The organism is Oryzisolibacter sp. LB2S (assembly GCF_040732315.1).
In the GTDB taxonomy this organism is placed as follows: domain Bacteria; phylum Pseudomonadota; class Gammaproteobacteria; order Burkholderiales; family Burkholderiaceae_C; genus Alicycliphilus; species Alicycliphilus soli.
Genome location: NZ_CP160388.1, coordinates 2,158,592 through 2,180,234 on the forward strand (window position 1 = coordinate 2,158,592; position 21,643 = coordinate 2,180,234).

Sequence of the window (21,643 nt, forward strand, 5' to 3'; positions counted from 1 at the left end):
TGAGTGTTCGATGAATTCAGAAACAAGAAAGGACGAAATTAATGGGCACAAAACCCTCTTGCAGCTTGAGACTGCACGTTATGTTCTCGCTCAGTTCATCTGATCGACATCCCACGTCCCCGCCCCATATCCCACGACGCAACGCCATCGCGCATAGTCGTCGCAATCTGCTGCCCCAGCCGCTGCTCGATCACCGGCTTCCACGGCACCAGGCTGAACCCCATGCCGTTATCAAGCATGGCGTAGCGTCCGCTGGCAAGCATGACGGAACGCCTGTAGATCCCCGCCACGCGCCGGCCGTCGGCCACCGGGCGATGCTCGAGGCCAGTTTCGGCGGCAATATCCTTCGCGACCTGGGCCAGTTCGCGGCTGCGCAGCGTGTTCAACAGATTGCGGGCGAGGATGACGCGTTGGCCGCGTCGCTCGACCAGTCCCTGTTCGGCGAGGAAATCGACCCGCTTCTGCAGTGCGTCCTTGACCTCACTACCAAAGCCCAGGCCACCCAGCCCTAGGGCGTGTTAACACTAATTGTTTTTGCGCCCGCCATGGCACAGACTGGCAGCCATGGAGATAACGCCAGAACAATTCGCCAAGATCGAGCACTGCCTTCCCACGCAGCGAGGAAACGTCAGCCTGAGCAACTTGCAGGTCGTCAACGCCATCCTCTACGTAGCCGAGCATGGCTGCAAGTGGCGTGGACTGCCCAAGCGCTTCGGTAACTGGCACACGATCTACACGCGCATGAACCGCTGGACCAAGGCTGGGGTCCTCGACAGAATGTTCGAGGAACTGCAGAAGGCTCAGGTTGTGCGCATCAAGATCGAGGCGGTGTCACTGGACTCCACAAGCATCAAGGTGCACCCAGACGGCACGGGCGCGCTAAAAAAAACGGCCCCCAATCCATCGGCAAGTCTCGAGGTGGATGGACAACCAAGATTCATATGGTTGCCGCGGATGCTCGAACGGCCATAACGTTCTCACTGTCGCCGGGCCAGGCCGGCGATGCCCCACAAGGGCGCGAACTGCTCGCCAGCCTGGGCGCCCCGAACCGGCCGCTGCACCTGCTCATGGACAAGGCCTACGAGGGCAACGAGACGCGCCAGTTGGCGCTCGATTTGGGCTACATCCCCGTCGTGCCACCGCTGCGTACCCGCGTCGAGCCTTGGGAGTACGACCGCGAGATGTACAAGCGCCGCAACGAGGTTGAGCGTCTATTCCGCCGCCTCAAGGGCTTCCGGCGCATCTTCACGCGGTTCGAGAAACTCGACATCATGTTCCTCGGCTTCATCAGCTTTGTACTCGTCGCTGATGGGCTTCGGATGTGTTAACAGGCCCTAAGCCACCACCGATCAGTTGCTGGTCGAGCCAGGTGGCTCCGATCACGCGGGCCTGCCGCTCGATGGGCAGGTGCGATTTCAGTTCCACGGCCACGCCGCCCAGGCGCTGTGCGTCGTAGCGGCGGCCCTGTTCGGCCAGGTCGTCTGGCACCTTCCATAGTCCCTCGGCCACGCGCTCCACGATTCCTGCGCGGCGCAGGGCTTCGAGGCGGCGGACGTGGGTTGCTACCACCTCTTGCGGATCGCGGCCAGGCACCGCCTGGCCCTGCGCGATGGCAAGGTGATGGTCGGCGCGGTACAGGCCATCGCTCGCCAGCGCGGCGATGTTCTTGTCGGCCGCGCGCACGTCGGCCGATCCTTTCACCTCCACCACGGCTCCAGTCGGATAGTTCGCCAGCTCGTCGCGGGCATTGAGCGCGACGTAGTGGGCCTTGCCGTCCACGCCGTCGATGACTAGATGTAGTTTCTCACCACGTTGTTTCCATCGAAGCCGAGGCGTGTGATGGGCGGTTTGCCGGAAGTAGCAGAGTGTGGCCGGTTGAAGTTGTAGTGGTACATCCAAGGAGCCAACTCACGGGCGCGCAGCTCTGAGCTGGGATAGACGAACGCATAGGCCCATTCGCGCAGCAGAGTCTGGATGAAGCGCTCAGCCTTGCCGTTGGTGCGTGGCGTGTACGGGCGGGTGCGGATATGCCGGATGCCCAGGCGGCGCAGCAGTTTGGCAAAGCGGCGCGAGTTGTAGGCCGAGCCGTTGTCCGTCATCACCTGCTCGATCTTCACGCCCAGGCTCTTGTAGTAGCGCAGCGCCGCCAGCACGAAGGTGCACGCACTCTTGGCCGTCTCATCGGCCAGCACCAGGCTGAAGCCCACACGCGAGTGATCGTCGATGGCCACATGCAGCGCTTGCCAGCCCGCATGTGGCGTGTTCTGGGTGCGGTCACCCGTGACGCGGTGCCCCGGTCTGTCGAAACGAGCGAGTTTCTTGGTGTCCAGATGCAGCAGCTCACCAGGCGCTGCGCGCTCGTAGCGCCGCACAGGCACCGCCTGCTGCAGGGCAGGCAGATGGGTAACGCCGGCAGCCTTGCAGGCACGCGCCACCGTGCTGCGCGACAAGCCCACGCGCTCGGCAATGCGCTCATAGGTCAATCGCTGGATTCGTCGCAGCGCCACGGCACGCTCGAGCTTGCTCGCCAGGCTGCGTCGGGGGCTGCGCCGGGGCCGCGAGCTACGATCGATCAGACCGGCAGCGCCCTCGGCCGCGTAGCGACGTAGCCACTTGCGGGCCGTGTGCGTGCTGATGCCGGCGGCCGCGGCCGCCGGCATCAGGCCAATGCGATCGATCTCTTGCATCAAGTGTGCTCGCCCTTTGGGCGTCAATGAGGCATTCTTGTGGATGTTCATCCGGGGAGTCCTGAAGAAAGCTGGTTGGCGTGAGAACCGCCATCTTCCTTCACCTCGGGTGAACAACCTCTTGGGAAACGACAACTAGATAGCCCCGGTCGCGCAGTTCGTCGGCCAGTCCTTTCGCGGCCACGCGGCCGAGGATGGTGCGGCCGTCGTCCCCCGGCTCGAACACCGCCAGCTCGCGCGGCTCGCCGCGCATGGCCCGCTGCATGGTGCGGATGATGTCGCCACGCTCGCCCAGGGCGCGCAGCGTCTTTTCCGCATCGGCACGGACGGCCCAGGTTCCCGGTTGCACCTCGTCGGCCAGGCCCAGGTGCTGCAAGCGTTGCAGGCGACCGATCAGCAGCAGGCGCTGGCGTTGCAGCCGCGGTTCGTTGAAGCGTTCAATCTGCACTTGGCCGTCGTCGCCAAGCTCGCGCTTCAGAGTGCGATCCAGGCTCGTCCAGCGCTCCTGCTCCACCTCGCGCTGCAAGGTCCGCTGGATCTCCAGCTCGGTGCGCGGCCCCAGCCATTCGGTCGCCAGTTCGGCGGCGCGATGACGGAAGCCATCGGCGATGTAGTCGCCCGCGATGATGAGGTCTTTGCCGGTGTCGTCGCGCCCGCGCACGATCAGGTGGGTGTGCGGATTGTCGGTGTTCCAGTGCTCGACCGCTACCCATTCCAGCCGCGTGCCCAGGTCGGCTTCCATGCGGCCCATGAGGTGCCGCGTATAGGTGCGCAAGTCTTCCAGTTCCGCGCCGTCCTCGGGCGAGAGGATGAAGCGGAAATGGTGCCGGTCGTCGGCGCAGCGTTCCTTGAAGGCGTCGAGGTCGGTGGCATCGGTCTGCGGCCCGTAGGCTTGCCCTGGTTCGCCATCGCGGCCCACGCCATCGCGCTCGATGTAGCGCAGGTGCTTGGCGAGCGACTGGGGGCTGGCGTTGCGCTGATTGACCAGCAGGGTCTTGATGGTCACGCGCCGCGACATGGGCGTGAGCTTCGCGCCCGCGAAGCGCGCCGCCGTATGGCCGCGCCCCAGGCGCGAGCCGGGCCGCTGGCCGGTGCCGGCGCCCTTGCCGCTGCCACCAGGGCGGCGCACCGTGGACTTGCCGCCGCTGACCTTGCCCGCCTGCTTGAGCACCTTGGAGACGAAGCCCTGGCCCTTGCCTCGGTTCTTCGGGGCGCTCGGACGCACCCGAAAATCGTCGTCGCGGCGGTCGGTCATGGCCGCTCTCCCTGCAAGCTATGGCGTGTCCGGGCGTGCGAAGCACGCGGACATGCCTGCATCGGCGCGGGCCTCGCACCCGACGCGGCACGGCGGCGAAGCTGCTGCGTGCCGCGCAACCCCCACGTGCAGACTGGCTTTCGACGCGGCCCGGTGCCGCGTCCTTTTGTCTTGCCTTCCGCCTTTGCCCCTCGCTGGCGCTCCGGGCAGCGGCGGCCCGGTGGCGCTGCTGCGTGAGCAGCCAGCACCCCGGCGAACACGGCGATGGCCGTAGGCCAGCCGCGTTCGAGGCAAGACGCCTGCACGTTGGACGGCTGCGCCGGAGGCAGCGCGAAGTGCGGTGCGAATGCACCCGCACTGCACGCGCGACGACACGGCCCAAACCACAGAGTCCGCCAGCAGAACGACACGCCCGATAGCACGATGATGCGCAGCGAATCGGCGGCGATCATGGGCGTGACTCCAGCCAGACCGGGCGCGCAACGCCGATCACGGCGGCTGCGCTGACCGGCCCGAAATACCGGCTGTCGAACGAAGCCGGATTGGTCACACTGAGCAGGAACAGTTCGTCGGGTTCGAGGCGCTGGCACTGCTGCCAGGACGGCAGCGGCCGACCCCAGCGGTCGGTGGGCAGCACGGTGGCCGAAGGCACACCGTCGATGCGGACGACGCGACCCATGATGCACACCTCCTGCGACGCGACGGCGCCCACGCGCTTGAGCAGCGGCACGCGTGTCGGCAGGTAGCCGCGCTGCGCAGCGAGCGCGGCAGCCTCTGCGGGCAGCGACACCAGCACGATGCTGCCCACGGACAAGGGACGTGGCAGCGAGCCGGCGCCGTGGCTCAGCGGATCGACGCGATACCAGCCGACCGCCACGCTGTCGGACGGGTTGTAGATCAGGCGCGGCAGCGGCTGCACGAAGGACGCCCAGGCCAGCGCAGCGAGGCCGCAGGCGGACAGGCCTGCCAGTACGAGGCGAGCGCGCACGCGGGAGCGAGGATGGGCCGTCATGGCAGCGCCCTCCCGGCCAGCCAGGCGGCGTGCCGCTCAGCGCTGTATTCGGGCAGCGCCAAGTGCGCCGCAAGCCGGTTGGCGAGCGTGCGCCAGTACGCAGGCGAAGCGGCGGACGGCGTGATACCCAGCGCCTCGATGGCGTCGATGCGCTCCAGCACCGCACGCACCTGGTTCTCGCCCTCGGCGTGCAAGAACAGGCGTGCGCCCGGCTGCACGCCGGGAATGCGCTGCGCCGCATCGAGCGGCGTGCAAGCCTGCATCACCATGAGCTGCCAGCGCACGGTGCCGTAGTCGTTGGCCTGCCAGCGGACACGGCACAGAACCGCGTTCGGCAGGAATACGGCGCAGCGCCGCCAGCGGTCGAGCCGGATGATGCGCGCAGGCTCGCCGAAGCGCAGATAGAGCTTGAAGCGTGGCTCGATGTAGGCCAGCGCCACGCGCGTCAGCAGTGCGCTGGCAGGCTGGCCAGCGAGCGCGGCCGGTGATGGTTGCAGCGCAGCCGTGGCCGCGACAGCGGCAGGCGAAGCGAATGCGGTCATGGCGTGCTCTCCCTGCGGTGTTCTGGAAACTCGCGCTCCAGCAGGCCGCGCAGCAGATCGGCCACGGTCACGCCTTGCGTGAAGGCCGATACCTTGATGCGCGCGCGCATCGCGGGCGTGATGTCGAGCGTGAGGCGAGCCGTGTAGAGGTCGCCCTTGCCCAGCGCATCGGCGTCGCCCTGACGAATCCACGCCTCGGCATGCGGATTCACAGGCGGACGCGTGCCGATGCCGACGCGCTTTGCCGTGCGTTTGCTGTTCGGCAGCGGTTTCTCGGTCATGTCGGCCACCGCAGCAGTTCGTCCACCAGGGCGGTGATTTCGCGGGCGGCAGCGCTGTCCGGCGCCGTCTCGCGTGCAAGCCGCCCAGCGGCCACGCTGTCGGCGAACACGATGCGCTGATGCACTTCCGCGCGCAGCGCAGGGAGCGGCTGTTCTGCGAGCGCCTGGCGCGCTTCGCGCCCGATCACCGTGGTACTGACGCGCCGATTGATGACGAAGGCCGCGCGCAGCGCAGGCCGGAACACCTGCGCTTCGCGGATCAGCGCCACCATCTCGGCACTGGCCCACAGGTCGTAGGGGCTGGGCTGCACAGGGATCAGCACGTGCTCGGCCGCCAGCAGCGCGGAGCGCGCCAAGGCGGCGATGCGTGGTGGCCCGTCAATGACGACGTGATCGGCCCGCCTGGCGAGTTCTGGCGCCTCTTGGTGCAGCGTTTCGCGTGCGAGGCCCACGGCACTGAACAGCCGTGGCAAGCCTTGCTGGCTTCTGCGCTGTGTCCAGTCCAGCGATGAACCCTGCGGGTCGGCATCCAGCAGGACGACGTGCTGGCCGCGCATCGCCAGCTCGCCGGCGATGTGGGTGGCGAGCGTGGTTTTGCCCACGCCGCCTTTCTGGTTGAGCAGAGCGACGATCATGGCGCGGCCCTCCGCGTTGGAAAGCCGGGCTTTTGCTCCTGCGCTTGCGGCCGCGTGGCGGTTGTCCACCGCAGCGGCGCTTTCCTACTAAAAGTTAGAGAAATTGAGTTAGGGAAGTTAGAGGGCGCGCAAACCCAATGCTGGCGCGGGTTTGCGGACGATCGGCACGCCTGATAGCACGATAGTTCCACGCCTGATAGCACGATACCCCGCACGCCTAATAGCACGACGCCATTCACAGGCTCTCCCGGAGTTATCCCCGTGCCGTCTGCGGCACGGGCCGGAACGTCAGTAGCTCCATGCCGTTGTCCGGCATCCGCTCGATGCCCAGGACGTAGCCGGGCAGCGACTGCCGCGCGACCAGCGCGCGTAGGTCGCAGGCGAAGTCGTAAGGCTTCGCGGTACTGCCCGATTTCTGGTGCAGGTAGCGAAAATCGAACTGCCAACCGTATGCCTGCTTGCCACCGTGCTTGCGCACTAGGCGGTACAGCCACCGCTCGATGCCGCCCGTCAGCCGGAAATACGCCGGGTCGATGGTCAGCACCAGGGCGGCGTCGAGCACGCCGGCATAGAACCAGTCCGGCAGGATCAATTCGATGCCCAGCGGCGTGCCGCTGGCATCGGCCAGCTCCTTCCACTCGTTGATCCACGAGAAGCGGTGCAGGCGCCGTCCGGTCGTCTCGCGAATCGACGTAGCCACGGTGGTCGATTGCAGACGATCCAGCGCCGCCTTGAGCCGCTGGTAGTCGCGCAGCGACTTGCCGCGCCCGATGAAGCGCAGGATCTCGTAGGGCGTCGCGCGCATCAGCCGCGACGGCCGCAGGCCTGCGTCCTTGGCTTCCATGATCTGGCTCGCGGCCCAGATCAGGATGTCGGCGTCCCAAATGGTGGCGATGCCATGCTCGGCCGTACCTTCCACGCGGATCATCACGTTGCCCGCACGGAAGTTGATGGGCTTGACCCGCTTGGACTTGCCGAGTGAGAAGAACGGATAGGCCATCAAGTCCTGGCTGTCGCGCGGTGCCATGTCGCCGGGCAAAGCGCGGAACAGGTCGAGCTGTTCGCGCTCCTGCGACGGTTTGGACACGGCGAAGGCCCCCCGCACGCCGCCGATCAGCGCGCACGGCTGTCGGCCGAGTGGTACTCGGCGTATTCGGGATCGGAGGTCGTCTCGAAGCTGCGGTCGGCGGCCCAGGTATCGAGATCGGCCACGGCGTACATCACGCGACGGCCGAACTTGCGAAAACGCGGGCCGCCGCCGATCACGCGCTGCTTTTCCAGCGTACGCGGCGACAGGCGCAGGTATTCGGCAGCTTCGTCGTTGGTGAGATAGCGTTGGGGCTGCGCGGCAGCGGTCGAGACAGTGGCGGCAGGCCGCAAGGGAGCGGGACGCATGGCGAAAACCTCCATCGGTTGCAGGGCTCCGGCCACACAGCGCAACCGGATGGAGGCAGTCTCAGAAAACGCGGCTGTCCTGCTCAGGGTCGTTTTGCACCCTCATCAAAACGACCCTTCTCAAACGGAGGCAGTTGTGCTAGGCGGTGATAGCCGCCGCGCATCAGCGCATCGCCGCGCCGCACCAGGCGGCGCACCTTGGAGCGCAGGCCGCCGTCGCTGTACCAATCGGCCACGGCGTCGGCGCCGAATAAGCCTTCGCCAACCTCGCGCAAGGACGCGCCCGCCAGGGTCGCGTCGAGCGCCTGCAAGGTGTGCAGTTCCAGCAGTGCGGCGGGGGGGCGGCCTGGGCCGGGCCATTGGCGCGGGCGTGTCGGGCGCATGCGTGGCGCCACGACCGCGATAGGCATAGGCCACGGCCATGCCGTCTTCCAGGCCAGGCGCCAACGAGAAGCGCAGGAAATGGCCGGGGGTGCGCGCGATCAGCGCCAGCCTCTTACCGTCGTGGAGCAGTTGCTTGTGGCCGGGGATGCGCCAGAGGGCGAACCGCTCGACATCCATGGGCGGATCGGCATCCGGGTAGAGCTGCACCACGGCATCGTGGCCGGGCAGCCAGGCCGGTTGCGCGTCGCGCGCATCCAGTGCCGGGTCTTCCAGCAGGCGCAAGCCCCAGCGCTGCGCCGCCTGCTGTGCCGCCCGCGGCCGGCGACGATGGCGCAGCCAGTCGAGCCGGTAGTCGGGATGCCTGCGCAGGTACTCCCAAGCGAGCGCGAGCGCATCCAGCCAAAGGACATACAAGTACGCAGCGGTCGGATACCAATGCGCGACGTGGTGAGGATCGACCATGACGCCTCCTCCTGCGAACAGGAATCGCCGCCACGGCGGGGACTACGCGCTACATCGCCATCGTCGAAACGTCATGGGTTGAGAAGGTAGATGGTCTGTCCGATTGGCTCCGATGCGTTGCGTTTGCCGCGGCGACAGTGTCCCGACCATGGGACGCCGTACAGACCAAGCTATCGCAGCCCGCGCTGGGCATCATGGCTATTTGGATCAGACTGGAGCGGCTCTGCCGCAAGAATCCCGATTGAGACCCGCCCGGCATGACACCAGACTGGAAAAGCCACAGTAGGCCGTATTCAGTCCGGGATGGCTCCATCACGCTCGGCCAGCCGGGTGTATTCCGACAGCGTGCGCGTGGGGCGGAAGTAGCGGTCACGCATCACAGGCTGCTGGCGCGGCCCGACGATGCCGGCCAGATCGGACAGCTTGACGGTGCCTTGCGCCGGCATCCCGATGTGATTCCGTGGCTGCGCGCCTTTGTCGAGATCTGTGAATGTGGATTTCTGTAGAAGCGCAAAAGAGTGAGACTGCACCGAATGAGTTAAAGATAACGTGGTTTTAATTGTGCTGCGACTCGACGCTTCTGTCTATGCAGAAGCGATCCGTCCAGCGCGGCCGACCGACTGGCTCCACCACCTATGACGCCGAGTTGGCTCACGCCTTCGGCGCGGCGGTGCGTGCGCTGCGGATGGAGCGCGGAATTGCGCAGGAATCACTGGCGCACCAGGCCAGCATCGAGCGTTCGCACATGGGCAAGATCGAGCGCGGTGAGCATATGCCTACGCTCGCGATCATCTTCAAGATCGCCGGTGCGCTCGAATGCAGCACAGCGGTGCTGATGAGCCAGACCGAAGGCCAACTCGCAGGGGGCCGCTCGTAGTCGCTGGCTTGGCCGATCCGGCGCACGCCGGTTCGGCAGTATCGAGGGGCGCCAAGCGTTGCGCGGCGGGGATAGCCGCAAGGCTTTCCCCTGGAGGCAAGCGAAGCGCGCAGCGCCGCAGGCGCGAAGGCGTGAGGGATTGAAGCCGAATGGCCGTGACGGCGTAGCCGGCACGGGACGCAGCCCGAAAGCCCGACGGTGCAAAGCACCGGCACGCCATGCTGTCCGTGCAACCACAGTTTCAACACGGGAAGCAGGCCGACACGGGCCACGCTCCAGCGACGGTATTGCCTTCATGCCCTGCTGCGAAAGCTGCACAGCGCCCCGCCACAACGGACGGGGCGCTGCGGCGATTACGCCGCCTGGGGCTTGCTACGCGACCAGATCAGGTCGTGCGTGCCGTTCTCGCCTTCGATCAGGCGGGCATAGACCGTTGCTGCGAAGGAAGGATCGTCGAGAGTCACCGACAGATATTCCCGCCCGGCCTCGCTGGTCTTCTTCCACGCCGCGCCGATATCGTGGCTGGTGGCCTGGAGACGGAAGTCCGGGGCTTTATCGTTGTCCCCCTTGTCGTTGGGAGTCAGCTTGACCTTGACGTTGAGCGTCAGGGTGCGAAGCGTGCCGGTGTAGCCGTCTTTGTCTGCGGTGAAGGTGCCGATGTTGGCCATGATGTTTTCTCCGTTCGGTTGAACAAGGTTCGCGCCCATCGCGTCCTTGTTGTGATCCGGCCGGCGGGGGACGGGCTGGCTGCACCGCTTGCGGTCGCAACGCAGTGGAGAACCGGAAGGCGAAAAGAATTTGCTGCGCGAGGAAGCCGCGCAGCGGCGGGGAAATTGTTTTCGCTGGACGGTTGCAGCCATGAAGCCCGAGGCGCAGCCGCGCCACCGCCAGGATTCACAACAACACAAGGACGCCTTGGGCCGAACCGCTCCGAAAGGAGATGGGACCGACTCGGCATCCCCGCACGAAGGCTTCTCCGGTGCGCTTCTTGACGCGGACCAGGTCAGCCACCCGACGACAGGCGAGAAAACCCCTGCCGCACCTTGCGGCGCCGGTCTTGAGGCGCGATGTGGAAGCTCCATAGCGATGCCGGGCGGGTTGTCCGTGAACCGTCCTGCGTGACGCGATGGACAGGAACCGCCAGCGTTGAGGACGGCACGCATCTGCACAACCTGCCGCAGCCAGCTCCAGCGTGTTCGCCAGCATCCCGCCCATTGCGGCGGGGCGCAGGCCGGGCCGATCCGGCGCAGCCGGGTCGGCGGCATCGAGGGGCGCCAAGCATCGCGCGGCGGGGATAGCCCGCAGGGCTTTCCCCTGGAGGCAAGCGAAGCGCGCAGCGCCGCAGGCGCAAAGGCGTGAGGGATTGAAGCCGAATGGCCGTGACAGCAAAGGCGGCACGGGGCGCAGCCCGAAAGCCCGGCGGCGCAGTGCGCCGACACGCTCACATCAGTGAAAACGTGCAGCGAACCGAGTGCCCAGAAGTTCGCTGCATAGGTGCATCGTTGTATCCTTGATGCAAATTTTGTTGCATCAAGATACTTTCAGCCAAATCTCATGTCCTTTGAAAATCTCTCGATTGGCCGTCTGATCATCCACGAAGTCTTTGCACGAGGCGCGGACAGGGCCTTGGTTCAGCCGACTTACGGGAACCAGCTCTTGGTGCTCCCTCAAGACGCGAGGGATGCCTTGCAAGCCCGCATCACGAATGCTCTCGGGAAATCATCTCACGGCGTCGAAATGACGATCCGAGAGACCGGGGCTGACAGCACTTGGCACAAAGCCAAGGAAATCATCCAGGCGCAGGGCAACGATGTCCAATTCGTAAATCTCTCCCAAAACATTGCCAGCAAGCTGGCGGTTGCCCAGACCAATCGCACCATTCCTGGCGGTATCGTGGTGGTCATCGAAGGCACTTGCGGCAACCCCGCCAAGTCCTTCATGTGCGTCATCAAAGCCGAGCCTCATGGGGGCTTCACCAAGCGACAAGCGGGCGGGCATTTGACCTTGGAGTACATCAAGGAACTCATTCTCACGCCTCAGGCTAAGCTCTACAAGATCGGAGCCTTCCTGCGACAAGACCCTGCGGCAGCTACGGCCCAAGAGCCCACCAATGGCTGGAGGGCCTTTTTGTTTGACGATCTGATTACTCAGGGCAACAAGCTTTCTGCAGCACAGTATTTTTACGAGTCCTTTTTGGGGCTGGCATTCCCATCCAATAGTGCATTTCAGACCAAACAATTCCATGCACTGACCAAAGATTTCATCCGCAATGCCAATGTCGATTCGGAAAAGAAAATCGACCTCTTAAATGCTCTAACCACCTATTTGAAGGCGGATCAGGCTACCACGATTCAGGTGGATGTGTTCTCCCAAAATTATCTGGGGGACGCGGCTCTGCAAGACGCATACACGGCCTACATGGGGCAAAAGAATTTCCCCAATACAGCCATCCACAAGGATCTCTCCGAAGTTCAAAGCCAATTGCGGCTGCGAAAACTCACCTTCGGGCATGACATCAAGCTCACGGCCCCTGCGGATCAGTTTGAGAACTACGTGCGAATCGAGTCCATCGACGGCGATGCCGATGAGCACGGCAACGTGCCCAAGTGGACCAAGATCACGGTGCGCGACCACATCCGAGACCAAGAGTGAACGAACAAGAAATCCTTGCGCGGTGGGAGGCCGACAAGCCCTTGTATAGGGCTTGGGCCAAACTCATCAGTCAGGAAATCGAAGGGCGACTTGTGCCCATCGTTGCTCCCACGCCCTTGGACTATTTCTTGAAGGTCCCCATGGTGCCTCGCCTCAAAGGCGACACCAGCCTGATCGACAAGGCCTTGTACCGTAGCAAGCCCTACAAGAACCCGTATGAGGACATCACCGACAAGGTGGGCATGCGGTACGTGGTACTGTTGACCACGCACATCAACACGTTCTGCTCGATCATCGAAAGCCCCGAGTGCGAAACCTTCTGGTCATGGTCCAAGGACAAGGATTACGAGGAGGAACGGCTGGCCAAGCCCTTGGAGTTCTCCTACCAGTCGGTTCACTACGTGCTGCGGTCCAAGGCGGGGGCGTCCATCGATGGGGTGAATCTCCCCGAGGGCCTTGCGTGTGAGGTGCAAATCCGCACGCTCTTGCAGCATGCTCACAGTGAACTAACCCACGACACCCTCTACAAGCCCAAGACCACCGCCAAGCCCTCGATCAAGCGCACTGTTGCCAAGAGCATGGCTCTGATCGAGGCTACGGACGAATTCTTCGAGCAAGCCATGAAGGACCTCGCCGCTGCCAGCGAGCCCCAGCGGCAACTCTTGGACTACCTGAGTACCGCCTACAGGAAGGGCACTGGTCTGGAACCTGGTCAGGAGCGATCCAATCAGCTCGTGGTCGATGCCTTCATGGAGTTTCTGCCACAGGACGCCACCGCTCGCATCGACGAATTCCTGACGGCCAAGAACTACGTTTTTGAAAAGATCAAAGAGCAAAACGGCCAGCGACATTTCTTCAATCAACCTGCTGTGCTCCTGGCGTACTTCCTCGCAGAGAAAACGCCTGCCCAGACCCGAGAGAATTGGCCTATAGGCTCGGATGATCTAGCCAAAATATTCAGTGATTTAGGTGCCGCTTTTTAAGGAGCGCATGGTTGCAGTGCGCAATTCTGATTTGGCGATTTTCCTTGAACACCGGGCGCGGCCACTGCCGCGCCCGGATTTCTGCGTTTCACCGCGCCCAGGACGGAACGGTCTGGGCGCGGTGCTGAACGCGGTTATTCCTTCGTCTCGATGATCCACCACACGGCACGCGGCAAGGCGCGCTCAGTGATGGGGTGAATGTCGGTGAGGTCGGCACGGGCCGTCCAGCCCGAGGGCGGGCGGTAGCCGCGCACATCGCCCTCGCCGTGCCAGCGGCGGGCGCGTACCGTGCCGGGAGAGTAGATCGCCGCCATGCGCGGGTGGCTGGTGGTGGTTCGGGTCATGGGGGGTTCTCCTTGCAGCGAAGCGCCCCGGTCGAGGCCGGGGCGCTTGCCTTCGGCGTGGGTCAAGCGGCTAGCGCCTCGGCGGGTTCATCGGCCATTGCCTCGGCACCCTCCGGGGCGTCCTGCTCCGTGCCTGCCTCCTGCGCGGCATCCTGCGGGCCTGCGGCCTTGAAGATGGCGGGCATCCAGCCCGTGCCATCGGCCAGCCGCTCGGCCTCGCTGGCAATGTCAGCCTTCTTGAGCTTCGCCAGCCGGGTGACGGATTCCGGTGCAAACGCGCCCACGGCATCCAGAATCACGGCCTTGGAAACGTGCTTGAAGTAGCCTTCGGCGGTCGGCTGCCACCATGCGGCCATGTCGAGGCCCACGGCCTGCGCCAGTTCCGCGCCGGGCTGGTGCGGTGTGGCGCGGGGCGTCACCACGTCCACCGTGGAAGCCACGCACACGGCCAGCAGCTTGACCAGGTCGTCTTGCGGCTTCGCCAGCAGCGCGGCGAACAGTTCGGCGCTGTCCTCCGGCAAGGCTTCGCCCGCCGCCTGTTGCAGTTCGCGCAGCGCCACGGCGGCGGGCGATTCCGGCCAGTCCGGGGCCATGCCTTCCAGCCGGTCTTGCACTTTCAGGCTCACGCCCAGCGGCAAAGAATCACGGTTGAGGCCGTAGCGGCTTTCCTGCAAGACGGTCTGCACCATGCCATGCACCACAGCGGCCAGCGCCGCTTGTGGATGCCGGGCGACTTCGATTTGCAGCGCGGCGGTGCGGTGCGCGCTCAGGCGCTGCGCCAGCCGGTCAGACATGGCGGCGCTCTTGGATTGCTCGTCGTCCTCGCCTTCGTCGTCGTTCTCGGCGTCCTCGCCGCTGAACCCTTGGCGCAGCCGCTCCAGTGTGCGCAGCGCCTTGGCCTCGGCCTCGCGCATCAAGCCGCGATGAATGACGGCCTCGCCGCTGCGGTCGATGGTGACGATCGCACCGGCTGCGGCGCGCGCGGTCGCGCCGTAGCCCTGCAAGCCATCTTCCAGCGCCTGCAACTGCTCGCCCAGGGTTTCGCCTTCCTCCTGCAAGGCGTCGACCTTGTCCTCGTCGTCGGCGTCCATCGCGGCATCCACCGCTTCGGCGACTTCCTGCATCTTGGCTTGCAGCTTCTCGATGCGTGCGGCTTCGCGCTTGTTCGGCTCGCGCCGTTCCCTCGGCGCACGCTGGAAGGCGTGCAGGTCGGCATGGGTCACGCCCGGCGTGGCATCCACCCACGCCCAACCCTCGGCGCGGACAGTGGCGGCGATGCCTGCCAGCTTGTCTTGCGCCAGTCGTTCCAGCAGCGCGGCATCGGTCAGATACACGCCCGCATCGCCTTCCGCGAACAGGTCACGGCGGATGCCGCCGCCTGCGGCTTCGTAGCTGTCCAGCCCGACGAAGCGCACCAGCGGATGCCGGTAAGCGTTGATTTCGCGCTCGGTGAGGCGTTCGCGCAAGTGCGACGGGTGGCGCTGCCACTGCGGCGCATCGTAGAACGTGCTTTCCTGCGCGGCGTGGTCGTCGGTGATAGAAAGGGCCATCAACTGGTCAAGGCTCACGGCGTCGGCCCGATAGTCCGCCATCAGACGCGGCGAGACATTCGCCAGCTTCAAACGGCGCTGCACCACCAGCGGCGTGACGCTGAAATCCGCCGCAATGTCCTCGATGGGTCGGCCTTCGGCCACCAGCGCGGCGAAAGCCTCGAACTGGTCGGCAGGGTGCATGGCTTCACGCTGCACGTTTTCGGTGAGGCTGGCCGTGCGGGCGGTGCCATCGGCCACCAGCAGGCAAGGCACCTCCCATTCCTTGCTGATGCGGTGCTTCTTCGCCAGCAGCTTCAACGCGGCGAGGCGTCGGCCACCGGCCACGACTTCGTAATGCTCGCCATCGGCGGATGCAATCACGATCAGGTTTTGCAGCAGGCCCACGCGCTGGATGCTCGCGGCCAGCTCGTGGATGGACATGCGCGGGGTCTTGCGCACGTTGCGGCCCGTGGGGCGCAGCACCAGCCGCGACAGCGGAACCAGAATCAGGTTCTTGGTCGGGTCGGCAGCTTCCAGCGGGATAGCGGCGGCGGTATTGACGGCGCGGGTTTCGGTTTGAGTAACGGCGTTCATGGTGAATCTCCAATCGTGTGAAGCAAGGGAATGGAGGGGAACCGCCCCTCCAGCGGGGGAACGGTTCAGGCTTTCAACTGGCGCAGGCCATCGGCCAGCATCCAGAGGGCGCGATTCAGGCGCACATCGGAATCAATGCCCTGCACCGGTCGGGTTTGCTGGCGGCGTCCGTTGGCGCTGTGGCCATGCAATCCGCCCTTGGTCAAGTTCTCCTGCGTGCGGTTGAACACACTCCACAGGTCGGGGCGGCGGTCGTCGAACCGGCGCGGCATCAGGATTTGCGATTCGGTGATGGGCGCGGGCTTGTTGTCCGTGGGGTCGTACTTGAGGGCCAGCGCGGAACGGGCGAACACTTCGGCTTCGCCTTCGTCCAGCGTGATCGCGCGCATGGCATCGCGGGATTCCTTCACGCGCTCGAAGCCGCTCAACACCTCGAAAGCGCCTTCGATGACGGAACCGGCCACGTCGCCTTTGTGGGGTACGCGCACATCGGCCACGGTGTCACCACACACAAGGCCATTGCTGCAAACGAAGCGGAACATGCCGGCCAGCATCTGATAGCTGCTCGTGCCGTCATGGGAGTTCAGCAGCACGATTTCGTTAGCTTCCGCGCCGTTGATCTGGCTGGCATGGCGCAGGCGCAGCATGTGTTTCGTGTGCTCGCGCTTGCCTTCATCGCGCACGCGGGTCTGCGTCACCATGAACGGTTGAAACCCCTCCTTGCGAAGCTCGGTCAGCACGGCAGCCGTGGGGATATAGGCGTACCGCTCGGAACGGCTTTGGTGCGGGGCATCCGCGAAGATGGACGGGGCCACCCTGCGAATCTGGTCATCGGACAGCGGGTATGCGCTGCGCAGTGCCGGGGAATGGGGAGCGAAACGGTTTGCGAGTTGCATGGTCATTCTCCTGACGAAAAGAGGTTTGCTGTTCACACCGCACACCGGATTCCTAGATTCGGAGCCCAGCCTTTCGGCTGTTCGGTGCGGTCGGCACGAGGAACCCGGTTGGCCCTGTTGCCACCGTCTTTCCTGAGTTCATCGCCCGCGACGGTCAGGAGCGCGCGAACGGGCGCCGTCAAGGAGACAAGCGCAGGGTTGGTGCGGCCCGCAGCGAAGCGAGGACACGGCCCTGCGCGCCTTGACGGCGCACGGGCGCGGGCTACAGTCGCGGACAAGGTGATGAGGTCAGGGAAGACGGCTGGACATGGCAACGGCCCTCCCTGTGTGCCGAACCGCACGGCAAGCGAAGCGCGCAGGCCCGAAGCTGGAAGCCGGGCCGGAGGCGTCAGCCGAGCGGAGCGAGGGAACGATGGAAGCCCGAAGGGGCGAGACACCGCAGGCGGCTCGATGCGCTACGCGCACGACAGCGCGACCGGCCATCTCCCAGGTGGCCGGGGACGCACAGCCTTCAAAGCCGAAGATGCAACAGAATCAGGACGAGCACACGCAAGGCGTCGTGGATCTGCTGCGAATGGAATCTGGCCGATCCGGCGCAGCCGGGTCGGCGGTGTTCAAAGGCGCCAAGCCTGCGCGGCGGGGATAGCCCGCAGGGCTTTCCCCTGGAGTGCAAGCCGAAGGCGCGCAGGCATCGCGTCACATGGGCGCGATGCGAGGGGGCGTCCCGCGACGCCCCAAGGCCGGGTCAGACGATGACCCGCCCGGCTAGCCGCGCATCGCGCGCATAGGCGCTCAATCGCTTCTCGGCGCGGAACGACAGGTCGCGCTCGATCGGCAGGCCCAGCCCGCCGCGCACCGTCGCCAGTTCGCCCAGGCTGACCCAGCCGATTTCCGGCATCCCCAGGCCCAGGTCGCAAAGACCAAAGGCGTGGTCGTGGTCGTCGGGATCAATCTCCGTCAGCAGCCAGGTCGCGCCGGCATCCGGCGTGAACAGCTTGACCACGGGCGCCGGATCGAAGTCCGGGTTCTCCAGCGATTCGCGGCCATTGGCCAGCAGCACGACGCGCTGCTCGTCAGTGATGAGTGCGTTGTTCATGGTGAACTCCTGAAAGGTTACCAGGCGGAATTGCCCGGAACCGTCGCCAGGACGGCGCAGCGCAAGCAGTCAGGGGGCGTAGCCGGACGCAAGCGCGCATGGCGTGCGCCGCCCTTGACGGCGAGAACGCCGTGATACGGTGAAGGGAACAGCAAGACCACCCACACCCGCCCACTGCACACAGTCGGCTTTCGGGGCAAGCGGAGCGCGCAGGCCCGAGAGGGCCGGAGGCGTCAGGGGCCAAAGCCGAATGGCTGCGATTCGGCACGAAGCGCGGGGCGCAGCCCGCGAACCCGACGGCGGCACGCCGGGACGCCATGAGGTTGCTTGCGCTATAATTCAACAAACGTTGTACTATGGAACCATGAACGAAGATCAAGCCGTTTCCGCCCTCGGCGCCCTAGCTCACACCCAACGCCTGCGCGTATTCCGCGCCTTGGTCGTCGCAGGCTCCGAGGGGCTGACGCCCAGCGTCCTCGCCGACCAGCTCGACGTGGCCCGCAACTCTTTGTCCTTCCACTTGAAGGAACTGGCCCATGCCGGCCTCGTCACTATCGAACAGCAAGGCCGCAACCTGATCTACCGCGCCGACTTCACGCAGATGAATAGTCTGCTTGGCTACATGACCGAGCACTGCTGCCAGGGCGGCGTATGCGAAGTCACTGAATCTCCCTTCACTTGTGCCTCCTGCTGAAAGGAACTCTCCATGAAGCGCTTCCACGTCCACCTGCACGTCGATGGCCTGAACCGTGAGTTGCGAAACATCGACCAAGAGTGAAGAGCGTCACCTCATCAACAACCAGACTTGAAAGGACACCCCATGCCAAACATCCAGATTTTCGACCCGACGCTGTGTTGCAGCACCGGCGTATGTGGCGTTGAAGTGGATCAAAACTTGGTGAACTTCGCCGCCGATGTGGATTGGGCCAAGCAAAACGGTGCTCAGGTCGAACGTTTCAACCTGGCACAGCAACCCCTCGCTTTCGCCGAAAACCCGACAGTGAAAGGCTTTTTACAACGCTCGGGCCAAGAGGCGCTGCCCCTGGTTCTGGTCGATGGTGAGGTGGCTTTGGCCGGCCGCTATCCCAGCCGAAGCGAATTGACCCGCTGGGCTGGCATTGAGGCGCCCGAAGCCTCGCCAGCCCAAAACGCCTGCTGCTCTGGCGACCGCTGCTGCTAAATAAGGAGATCCCATGCACTTTCTGACCCAGCCGCCTCGCTTCCTGTTTTTCACCGGCAAAGGGGGCGTCGGCAAGACCTCCATCGCCTGCGCAACGGCCGTACAACTGGCGGCCCAGGGCCAGCGCGTGCTGCTCGTCAGCACCGACCCGGCTTCCAACGTGGGGCAGGTTTTCGGCGAACGCATCGGCAACCACATCACGGCGATTCCCGCCGTACCGAACCTATGGGCGCTGGAGATCGACCCACAGGCGGCAGCGCAAGCCTACCGTGACCGCATTGTCGGCCCGGTGCGAGGCGTGCTGCCCGACGACGTGGTGCGCGGCATCGAAGAATCCCTGTCGGGTGCCTGCACCACGGAAATCGCCGCCTTCGACGAGTTCACGGCCTTGCTGACCGACTCGGCGCTGACGCAGGATTACGCGCACATCATCTTCGACACGGCCCCTACCGGCCACACCATCCGCCTGCTGCAACTTCCGGGCGCGTGGAGCGGTTTTCTGGAAGCGGGCAAGGGCGATGCGTCGTGCCTGGGGCCGCTGGCGGGCCTGGAAAAACAGCGCAGTCAGTACAAGGCTGCGGTGGAGGCACTGGCCGACCCCTTGCGCAGCCGCATGGTGTTGGTGGCCCGTGCGCAGCGCCCCACACTGCGCGAGGCGGCACGCACCCATGAAGAACTGGCCGCCATCGGCCTGTCGCAGCAACACTTGGTCATCAACGGTGTCTTCCCCGCCGGCGAGGCCGAAAACGACCCACTCGCCGCCGCCATCTACCAAAGAGAGCAAGCCACACTGGCCACCATTCCGCAGGCACTGCAGGCCTTGCCTCGGGATCAAATCGCGCTCAAGCCGTTCAACCTCGTCGGCCTCGATGCCCTGCGTCACCTGCTGGTCGATACCGACGCCACGCATGGCGCCGATGCCATCCAGCTGCCCGACCAGATCAATGCGCCAGACTTGTCCGCCCTGGTCAACGAGATTGCCGCCGATGGACATGGACTGGTCATGGTGATGGGCAAGGGCGGCGTGGGCAAGACCACGCTGGCCGCTGCCATCGCCGTGGAGCTGGCGAGCCGGGGCTTGCCCGTGCACCTCACCACCTCCGACCCGGCCGCGCACCTGGCCGATACGTTGGAAGGCTCGCTTCCCAACTTGGCGCTCAGCCGTATCGACCCTCAGGAAGCTACGGCGCGCTACCGCCAGCATGTGATGGAAACCAAGGGCGCGCAGCTCGATGCCGAAGGCCGCGCCCTGCTGGAAGAAGACTTGCGTTCGCCCTGTACCGAGGAAATCGCGGTGTTCCAGGCGTTCTCCCGCGCCATCCGCGAAGGGAAACGGAAGTTCGTGGTGATGGACACCGCGCCCACCGGCCACACCTTGTTGCTGCTCGACGCCACCGGCGCCTACCACCGCGACATTGCCCGGCAGATGGGGGAGACGGGCGTTCACTTCACGACGCCGATGATGCAGTTGCAAGACCCCAAGCAGACGAAGGTGCTCATCGTCTCGCTCGCCGAGACCACACCGGTGCTGGAAGCGGCCAACCTGCAAGACGACCTGCGTCGTGCAGGTATCGAGCCGTGGGCGTGGGTCGTCAACAACAGCGTGGCGGCCGCGCACCCGCATTCCCCGCTGTTGCGCCAGCGCGCGCGCAACGAGCTGCGCGAGATCGACGCTGTGGCCACGAAGCACGCGCAGCGTTACGCCATCGTGCCGCTGCTGACGGAGGAACCGGTGGGTGTGGAACGCCTGCGGGCTTTGGCGAATTGGAGGGTTTCATGATCCGCGCTGCCTCGCCCATGGGCCTGTTCGAGCGCTACCTGACGCTCTGGGTCGCGCTGTGCATCCTGGCCGGGCTGGCTCTGGGCAACCTGATGCCAGAGCTGTTCAGTGCACTGGCAGCCATCGAATACGCCTCGGTCAACCTCATCGTCGCCGTGCTGATCTGGGCCATGGTGTACCCGATGATGATCGCCATTGATCTGGGTTCGCTCAAGGCCGTGGGCCGGCGACCAAAGGGGCTGGTGATCACGCTGACGATCAACTGGCTGATCAAGCCCTTCACCATGGCGGCGCTGGCGGTGCTGTTCTTTGAGTATCTGTTGGCTGATCTGATCAACCCGGGTGATGCTCAGCAATACATCGCCGGCCTGATCCTGCTGGGCGCCGCGCCTTGCACCGCCATGGTCTTCGTGTGGTCACAAATGACTCGGGGCGATCCGAATTACACGCTGGTGCAGGTCTCGGTGAACGACCTGGTGATGGTGGTGGCGTTCGCACCCATCGTCGCCCTGCTGCTGGGCGTCACCGAAATCGCCACCCCCTGGGAAACCTTGGTGCTGTCGGTGGTGCTTTACATCGTGCTACCCCTGATCGCCGGCTGGTGGACGCGCAAGCGCCTGACCGCCCAGGGTGGCGAGGCGGCCGTCTCGGACTTCACCGCGCGCATCAAGCCTGCTTCCATGCTCGGGCTGCTGCTGACCGTGGTGCTGCTGTTCGGCTTTCAGGGCCCGGTGATCCTGGCCCAGCCCACGCTGATTGCGCTGATTGCCTTGCCCATCCTGATCCAGTCCTACGCCATCTTCGCCCTGGGCTATGCCTGGGCCTGGGCCTGGCGCCTGCCGCACCCGATTGCCGCACCCTGCGCAATGATCGGCACGTCCAACTTCTTCGAGTTGGCGGTGGCCGTGGCTATTGGCCTGTTTGGCCTGAACTCGGGCGCGGCGCTGGCCACCGTGGTTGGCGTGCTGGTCGAGGTGCCAGTGATGCTGTCCCTGGTGGCTTTTGCCAACCGCACGCGCGTGCGTTTTGCAGCGTTATGACGAATGTCGGCAAACG

General features: G+C 65.0%; 20 protein-coding genes and 5 pseudogenes. 8 read left to right on the top strand and 17 right to left on the bottom strand.

Translation table 11 applies throughout. The annotated features are described in order from the left end of the window. Nucleotides 1-95: 95 nt before the first annotated feature. Nucleotides 96-509, bottom strand: a pseudogene (locus ABUE11_RS10145) (DUF3363 domain-containing protein); the annotation flags it as partial. Between the two features lie 55 nt (nucleotides 510-564). On the opposite strand from ABUE11_RS10145, the gene ABUE11_RS10150 reads away from it, so the two are divergent. Beyond that, nucleotides 565-1,328 (top strand): IS5 family transposase gene (locus ABUE11_RS10150; protein ID WP_367065164.1). Its coding sequence is split into 2 segments (ribosomal slippage): nucleotides 565-880 and nucleotides 880-1,328, totalling 765 coding nucleotides; the frame shifts between segments, so codons are not numbered across the junction. A 4-nt stretch (nucleotides 1,329-1,332) separates the two neighbouring features. Here the strand turns inward: ABUE11_RS10150 and ABUE11_RS10155 are convergent. From ABUE11_RS10155 to ABUE11_RS10205, 11 genes and pseudogenes are all read right to left on the bottom strand, one after another. Beyond that, a pseudogene (locus ABUE11_RS10155) lies at nucleotides 1,333-1,797 on the bottom strand (DUF3363 domain-containing protein); the annotation flags it as partial. Then, nucleotides 1,791-2,738, bottom strand: coding sequence for an IS481 family transposase (locus tag ABUE11_RS10160; RefSeq protein WP_367065231.1), 948 nt, complete (start codon nucleotides 2,736-2,738; stop codon nucleotides 1,791-1,793). The gene ABUE11_RS10160 and the pseudogene ABUE11_RS10155, both read right to left, overlap by 7 nt. A gap of 79 nt (nucleotides 2,739-2,817) precedes the next feature. Beyond that, nucleotides 2,818-3,942, bottom strand: a pseudogene (locus tag ABUE11_RS10165) (relaxase/mobilization nuclease domain-containing protein); the annotation flags it as partial. A 448-nt stretch (nucleotides 3,943-4,390) separates the two neighbouring features. After that, nucleotides 4,391-4,954: a S26 family signal peptidase gene (locus ABUE11_RS10170; RefSeq protein ID WP_201395656.1), complete on the bottom strand. Its 564-nt coding sequence runs from the start codon at nucleotides 4,952-4,954 to the stop codon at nucleotides 4,391-4,393. Further along, a complete protein-coding gene (locus tag ABUE11_RS10175; protein WP_201395657.1) occupies nucleotides 4,951-5,496 on the bottom strand; it encodes a DUF2840 domain-containing protein in 546 nt (181 codons plus the stop codon). The genes ABUE11_RS10170 and ABUE11_RS10175 overlap by 4 nt, the downstream gene beginning before the upstream one ends. Next, nucleotides 5,493-5,777 (bottom strand): chromosome partitioning protein ParB, encoded by a 285-nt coding sequence (locus tag ABUE11_RS10180; RefSeq protein ID WP_154352404.1) that lies wholly within the window; start codon nucleotides 5,775-5,777, stop codon nucleotides 5,493-5,495. The genes ABUE11_RS10175 and ABUE11_RS10180 overlap by 4 nt, the downstream gene beginning before the upstream one ends. Next, nucleotides 5,774-6,412 (bottom strand): ParA family partition ATPase, encoded by a 639-nt coding sequence (gene parA, locus ABUE11_RS10185; protein WP_201395658.1) that lies wholly within the window; start codon nucleotides 6,410-6,412, stop codon nucleotides 5,774-5,776. Before parA ends, ABUE11_RS10180 begins: the two co-directional genes overlap by 4 nt. A gap of 253 nt (nucleotides 6,413-6,665) precedes the next feature. Continuing rightward, a complete protein-coding gene (locus ABUE11_RS10190) occupies nucleotides 6,666-7,439 on the bottom strand; it encodes a replication initiator protein A (protein WP_236598397.1) in 774 nt (257 codons plus the stop codon). A gap of 86 nt (nucleotides 7,440-7,525) precedes the next feature. Beyond that, the gene (locus ABUE11_RS10195; protein WP_201395660.1) at nucleotides 7,526-7,807 is read right to left on the bottom strand and encodes a helix-turn-helix domain-containing protein; all 282 of its coding nucleotides are present in this window, start codon (nucleotides 7,805-7,807) and stop codon (nucleotides 7,526-7,528) included. 83 nt (nucleotides 7,808-7,890) lie between these two features. Beyond that, nucleotides 7,891-8,653 (bottom strand): annotated as a pseudogene (locus ABUE11_RS10200) (DUF2285 domain-containing protein). A 293-nt stretch (nucleotides 8,654-8,946) separates the two neighbouring features. Beyond that, nucleotides 8,947-9,105 (bottom strand): annotated as a pseudogene (locus ABUE11_RS10205) (DUF2958 domain-containing protein); the annotation flags it as partial. Nucleotides 9,106-9,239: 134 nt separating this feature from the next. Between ABUE11_RS10205 and ABUE11_RS10210 the strand changes: the two are divergent. Then, nucleotides 9,240-9,530: a helix-turn-helix transcriptional regulator gene (locus ABUE11_RS10210; RefSeq protein WP_367065232.1), complete on the top strand. Its 291-nt coding sequence runs from the start codon at nucleotides 9,240-9,242 to the stop codon at nucleotides 9,528-9,530. A gap of 353 nt (nucleotides 9,531-9,883) precedes the next feature. Here the strand turns inward: ABUE11_RS10210 and ABUE11_RS10215 are convergent, their stop codons facing one another. Next, complete coding sequence (locus ABUE11_RS10215) at nucleotides 9,884-10,198, bottom strand: DUF736 domain-containing protein (protein WP_201398491.1); 315 nt, start codon at nucleotides 10,196-10,198, stop codon at nucleotides 9,884-9,886. An 886-nt stretch (nucleotides 10,199-11,084) separates the two neighbouring features. Here ABUE11_RS10215 and ABUE11_RS10220 point away from each other — a divergent pair. Continuing rightward, the gene (locus tag ABUE11_RS10220; protein ID WP_201395663.1) at nucleotides 11,085-12,182 is read left to right on the top strand and encodes a nucleoid-associated protein; all 1,098 of its coding nucleotides are present in this window, start codon (nucleotides 11,085-11,087) and stop codon (nucleotides 12,180-12,182) included. Further along, nucleotides 12,179-13,165, top strand: a complete 987-nt coding sequence (locus ABUE11_RS10225) for a GTP pyrophosphokinase family protein (protein WP_201395664.1) — start codon at nucleotides 12,179-12,181, stop codon at nucleotides 13,163-13,165. Before ABUE11_RS10220 ends, ABUE11_RS10225 begins: the two co-directional genes overlap by 4 nt. Nucleotides 13,166-13,299: 134 nt before the next feature. Here the strand turns inward: ABUE11_RS10225 and ABUE11_RS10230 are convergent, their stop codons facing one another. From ABUE11_RS10230 to ABUE11_RS10245, 4 genes are all read right to left on the bottom strand, one after another. Beyond that, nucleotides 13,300-13,509, bottom strand: coding sequence for a hypothetical protein (locus ABUE11_RS10230; RefSeq protein ID WP_201395665.1), 210 nt, complete (start codon nucleotides 13,507-13,509; stop codon nucleotides 13,300-13,302). Between the two features lie 62 nt (nucleotides 13,510-13,571). Next, on the bottom strand, nucleotides 13,572-15,635 hold the full coding sequence (locus ABUE11_RS10235; protein ID WP_201395666.1) for a ParB/RepB/Spo0J family partition protein: 2,064 nt from the start codon (nucleotides 15,633-15,635) through the stop codon (nucleotides 13,572-13,574). A 65-nt stretch (nucleotides 15,636-15,700) separates the two neighbouring features. Beyond that, entirely contained in the window at nucleotides 15,701-16,531 is an 831-nt protein-coding gene (locus ABUE11_RS10240; protein ID WP_201395667.1) for a DUF932 domain-containing protein, read from the bottom strand. Nucleotides 16,532-17,276: 745 nt separating this feature from the next. Next, nucleotides 17,277-17,627 carry a DUF2958 domain-containing protein gene (locus tag ABUE11_RS10245; protein WP_201395668.1) on the bottom strand — a complete coding sequence of 117 codons (351 nt, stop codon included), beginning with the start codon at nucleotides 17,625-17,627 and terminating at the stop codon, nucleotides 17,277-17,279. 364 nt (nucleotides 17,628-17,991) lie between these two features. Here ABUE11_RS10245 and ABUE11_RS10250 point away from each other — a divergent pair, with 364 nt between their 5' ends. The 4 genes from ABUE11_RS10250 (at nucleotide 17,992) to arsB (ending at nucleotide 21,627) form a co-directional block, all read left to right on the top strand. Then, complete coding sequence (locus ABUE11_RS10250; protein ID WP_367065233.1) at nucleotides 17,992-18,321, top strand: metalloregulator ArsR/SmtB family transcription factor; 330 nt, start codon at nucleotides 17,992-17,994, stop codon at nucleotides 18,319-18,321. Nucleotides 18,322-18,447: 126 nt separating this feature from the next. Beyond that, nucleotides 18,448-18,807: an arsenite efflux transporter metallochaperone ArsD gene (arsD, locus tag ABUE11_RS10255; protein WP_367065234.1), complete on the top strand. Its 360-nt coding sequence runs from the start codon at nucleotides 18,448-18,450 to the stop codon at nucleotides 18,805-18,807. Between the two features lie 13 nt (nucleotides 18,808-18,820). Further along, nucleotides 18,821-20,587, top strand: a complete 1,767-nt coding sequence (gene arsA / locus ABUE11_RS10260) for an arsenical pump-driving ATPase (RefSeq protein ID WP_343198065.1) — start codon at nucleotides 18,821-18,823, stop codon at nucleotides 20,585-20,587. Next, nucleotides 20,584-21,627, top strand: coding sequence for an ACR3 family arsenite efflux transporter (gene arsB / locus ABUE11_RS10265; protein WP_367065235.1), 1,044 nt, complete (start codon nucleotides 20,584-20,586; stop codon nucleotides 21,625-21,627). The genes arsA and arsB overlap by 4 nt, the downstream gene beginning before the upstream one ends. The last annotated feature ends 16 nt before the right edge of the window (nucleotides 21,628-21,643 follow it).

Coding starts and splice junctions, on each gene's coding strand:
- ABUE11_RS10245 (WP_201395668.1), bottom strand. CDS start 17,627: ATGAACAACGCACTCATCACTGACGAGCAGCGCGTCGTGCTGCTGGCC.
- arsB (WP_367065235.1), top strand. CDS start 20,584: ATGATCCGCGCTGCCTCGCCCATGGGCCTGTTCGAGCGCTACCTGACG.
- ABUE11_RS10230 (WP_201395665.1), bottom strand. CDS start 13,509: ATGACCCGAACCACCACCAGCCACCCGCGCATGGCGGCGATCTACTCT.
- parA (WP_201395658.1), bottom strand. CDS start 6,412: ATGATCGTCGCTCTGCTCAACCAGAAAGGCGGCGTGGGCAAAACCACG.
- ABUE11_RS10240 (WP_201395667.1), bottom strand. CDS start 16,531: ATGCAACTCGCAAACCGTTTCGCTCCCCATTCCCCGGCACTGCGCAGC.
- ABUE11_RS10195 (WP_201395660.1), bottom strand. CDS start 7,807: ATGCGTCCCGCTCCCTTGCGGCCTGCCGCCACTGTCTCGACCGCTGCC.
- ABUE11_RS10215 (WP_201398491.1), bottom strand. CDS start 10,198: ATGGCCAACATCGGCACCTTCACCGCAGACAAAGACGGCTACACCGGC.
- ABUE11_RS10220 (WP_201395663.1), top strand. CDS start 11,085: ATGTCCTTTGAAAATCTCTCGATTGGCCGTCTGATCATCCACGAAGTC.
- ABUE11_RS10170 (WP_201395656.1), bottom strand. CDS start 4,954: ATGACGGCCCATCCTCGCTCCCGCGTGCGCGCTCGCCTCGTACTGGCA.
- ABUE11_RS10235 (WP_201395666.1), bottom strand. CDS start 15,635: ATGAACGCCGTTACTCAAACCGAAACCCGCGCCGTCAATACCGCCGCC.
- arsD (WP_367065234.1), top strand. CDS start 18,448: ATGCCAAACATCCAGATTTTCGACCCGACGCTGTGTTGCAGCACCGGC.
- ABUE11_RS10160 (WP_367065231.1), bottom strand. CDS start 2,738: ATGAACATCCACAAGAATGCCTCATTGACGCCCAAAGGGCGAGCACAC.
- ABUE11_RS10175 (WP_201395657.1), bottom strand. CDS start 5,496: ATGACCGCATTCGCTTCGCCTGCCGCTGTCGCGGCCACGGCTGCGCTG.
- ABUE11_RS10210 (WP_367065232.1), top strand. CDS start 9,240: ATGCAGAAGCGATCCGTCCAGCGCGGCCGACCGACTGGCTCCACCACC.
- ABUE11_RS10250 (WP_367065233.1), top strand. CDS start 17,992: ATGAACGAAGATCAAGCCGTTTCCGCCCTCGGCGCCCTAGCTCACACC.
- arsA (WP_343198065.1), top strand. CDS start 18,821: ATGCACTTTCTGACCCAGCCGCCTCGCTTCCTGTTTTTCACCGGCAAA.
- ABUE11_RS10190 (WP_236598397.1), bottom strand. CDS start 7,439: ATGGCACCGCGCGACAGCCAGGACTTGATGGCCTATCCGTTCTTCTCA.
- ABUE11_RS10180 (WP_154352404.1), bottom strand. CDS start 5,777: ATGACCGAGAAACCGCTGCCGAACAGCAAACGCACGGCAAAGCGCGTC.